The organism is Nonomuraea sp. 10N515B (genome assembly GCF_052245915.1).
Lineage (GTDB): Bacteria > Actinomycetota > Actinomycetes > Streptosporangiales > Streptosporangiaceae > Nonomuraea.
Window position 1 is genome coordinate 1 of the sequence record NZ_JBQQBQ010000160.1, and the last position, 2,999, is coordinate 2,999.

A 2,999-nucleotide genomic window follows, 5' to 3' on the forward strand; every position below is an offset into this window, starting at 1 on the left:
AGGGCTACTCCACCGCTACATGCGGCACATGAACGGGCACATCGTGTCACCGTTTCGTCGCCAGCCGGAGCCCCCACCTCAGCCACAACCCCGATGCCTCGTCGGGCTGGGGCGAAGCCCCGTTAGTAGCTGGTCGGCTACGTGCGCGTGTCTGGTGCGGGCGACAGGCGGGCTGCCTGTCGGTGCGGGAAGAGGAATGACGTCGTATCGGCCCGACCGGGATCGTGAAGGTCGGCCAGGGATAGGGGTCCGGGGCTGGGGAGGGTCGTTCGGCCTGGACGGGCAGTTGGCCGCTGTTGCGGCGGTCACGTTCGTTTCTCGGGTTGTTGCGCGGCAGGCAGGTGCTGGGAATCGGGTCCCGGCACGGTCGCCGGCGGTGTGCCCGAGCCGGTCTCGATCTTGCCGTTCACGTTGTGCCGGTGGAGGCCGGGCCCTCTGCTGTCACGCAGTGCGGTTGGGCGGTCGGGCGGTTTTCGGCGGGATGTTTATCGCTCAAACGTTCTGCCCACGGGTGCGAACTCTTGGTAATGTTACGGCTACAAATCGTTGAGGTAGGAGGCGGGGTGCAGGTCGTGCGGCACATGCCTGGGTGCCTCCTCCGAACGGGGGCGGCGACGTGAGTAAGCTCACCGCGACCGCGACCTGCACCGCCCATGGCGCGGTGGTGGAGCAGAACGGCCAGGTCGTCCCGCAGCCGCTGCTGGCTCAGCGGGTCGCCTGGCTGGCCGGCCTGGCACAAGAACTGACCGCCGATCTGGTCGCCGCCCGGTGGAACCCGGCGGATCTGGATGCGCTGGCCTGCGGGGTCGGGCCGGACGGGCGGGCGTTGCCGGCCAAGGGCTGGATGGCTGTGCGGAGGATGGGCTGGGGCACGACGCCCGCCTCGGGCGTGCATGTCTGTGACCGGGTGGTGCGGTGCGCCCAGGAGCAGGCCGCCCGCGCCCTGCGGTTGGCGCTGCACCGGCGCGCCCTGGTGGCGGCGATCGTGGCGAGTTGGCCGGCCGACCCGCGGGCCCGCACCGACGCCGAATGGCAGGCGCTGCGCGCGGTGCTGCCGGACGGGGTGACGGCGGCCCAGATCCGCAACCGGACCCGCCAGATCGCCGCCTACCTCGACACCTATGGCGCGTTCCCGGCCGATCTGACCGACCTGGAGCAGCCGCCGAACGTCGCGGCGCAGATCGTGCTGGCCGCAGCCGACCGGCAACTGGTCACCCTGGGGCGCGCCGGCGACCGAGGCGCCCGGCTGCGGGTGCGGCTTCCCCTGGTCGAGTCTCCCGCCTCCAGCAGGGACTGGGCCTGGCACGTCCTGCCGATCGCCCTGCCGCCGACTGTCCCGCCGGAAGCCAAGCTGTGCACCCCCACCCTGCGCGTGAAGAAAAGCCGGGTGCGCGTCGATCTGCCCTTCCAGATCCCGATCGACTTCGCGCCGGCCACCGGGCATATGACCGGGGTGGGGTTCGACTGGGGCTGCAACATGCTCCTGACCGGCGTGACCGGCCGTCTGACCGGCGAGGGCCGGGTGATCTGCGACGGGCGGCCGCTCACCTACGACGCCAGCGGCGTCTCGGCCAAGCTGCACCGGCTGCGGGGCGAGCGTGAGCAGCTGGCCGCCAAGCACCGGCACCAGGGCAAGCTCTTGGCGGGCATGACCGTCGCCGATCCCCGCTTCGCCGCGTTGGCCGCGGCCTACGAGGGCATCGGTGTGGAACACGAGCGCGTGTGCGCGCGCATCCGGCATCTGAACCACGCGCTGGCCTGGTCGGCGGCGCGCTGGGCAGTCGATCAGGCCCTCGCCGCCGGGGCGACGGTCATCTACCTGGAGGACCTGGCCACCCTGGAAGCACGCGGACGCCGAGGGCGGGCGAACGTGCGCCTGTCGGGGCAGGTCCGCGGGCAGATCGTGGAGGCGATCCGGCACCTGGCGGCCAAGAGCGCGATCGCCGTGGTCACCGTCCCGGCGCGCGGCACCTCCAAATATTGTCCCCGCTGCGGGGACGGCACCTCGGTCCTTACCCATTGCCCGGCCCCGGACCGGCTCGCCGAGAAGGGCTGGACGTGGGCGTACTGCCAGGGTTGCGGCCTGTCGTGTGATCGGGACTGGGCCGCGGCCGAGCGGATCGTCGCGCGCGGCCTGCTCGGCCAGCACGCCACCCGCACCCACCGCGCCACCGGCGCCCGCACCATCCGCACGGTGGTGGAGGGCAACGTGGCCCGCGCCCGCCGGGCGCGCAGGCCCACCCGGGCGGCCCGGCGCGCCCGCCGCACCCGAATCGACCTGCACCCCCGGCCGGCGGCGCGGGACAGATCCAAGAACCGTCCCACCCCGAAACGACCGACCCGCACCGCGAACAACCCGGCGGACACCTCGGTGAACGCCTCAGCAGCGGATACCAATTCGGCAGACGATGCGATGACCTCCAGCCGTGTGCCCGACCGGCGCACGGTGCCCGCCCCATTCCCTGCCAGGAGTGGACAGTGTCCGGCGGGCCATGCACCCAAGGCGGGACGGCGCGAGCCGTACCGGACAGGGCATGTCAGGAATTCTCACCACCGGACCGGCTTCCACCATGCCAAAGCCACCCCCGTGCTCGCGCGCGCCGAGCACGGGAGCAGCCGAAGCCAGGCTACGCCCGTCCGAGTTGCCTGATTCCTCAGGGAACTAGAGAGAATTCAAGACGCTTACGGTTCGTACACACGCGCTGCTGGCATCGGTGCCACGGCTCAGAGGGTGATCCACTCGGTGGAGGTGGTCACCTCGTCGAGCACGTCCGGGATCGGCTCGACGCCGATGCCGGGGCCGGTGGGCACCTCTAGGTGCCCGTCTGCGAGCTCGAACGGTTCGGTGATGTCGGTGGCGTAGTAGCGTCGTGATGCCGAGGTGTCGCCGGGGAGGGTGAAGCCGGGGAGTGCGGCCAGTGCCACGTTGGCGGCCCGGCCGAGGCCGGTTTCGAGCATGCCGCCGCACCACACGGCGATTCCGTTGGCCCGGCACAGGT

General features: G+C 71.6%; 2 protein-coding genes. One reads left to right on the plus strand and one right to left on the minus strand.

The features are described from left to right. The first annotated feature begins 616 nt into the window (after window positions 1-616). Complete coding sequence (locus ACTWQA_RS58670) at window positions 617-2,650, plus strand: zinc ribbon domain-containing protein (protein ID WP_443167441.1); 2,034 nt, start codon at window positions 617-619, stop codon at window positions 2,648-2,650. Between the two features lie 74 nt (window positions 2,651-2,724). On the opposite strand, the gene ACTWQA_RS58675 is transcribed toward ACTWQA_RS58670, so the two are convergent. After that, the coding region (locus ACTWQA_RS58675) for an enolase C-terminal domain-like protein (RefSeq protein WP_443166876.1) at window positions 2,725-2,999 on the minus strand (275 nt) is incomplete at its 5' end.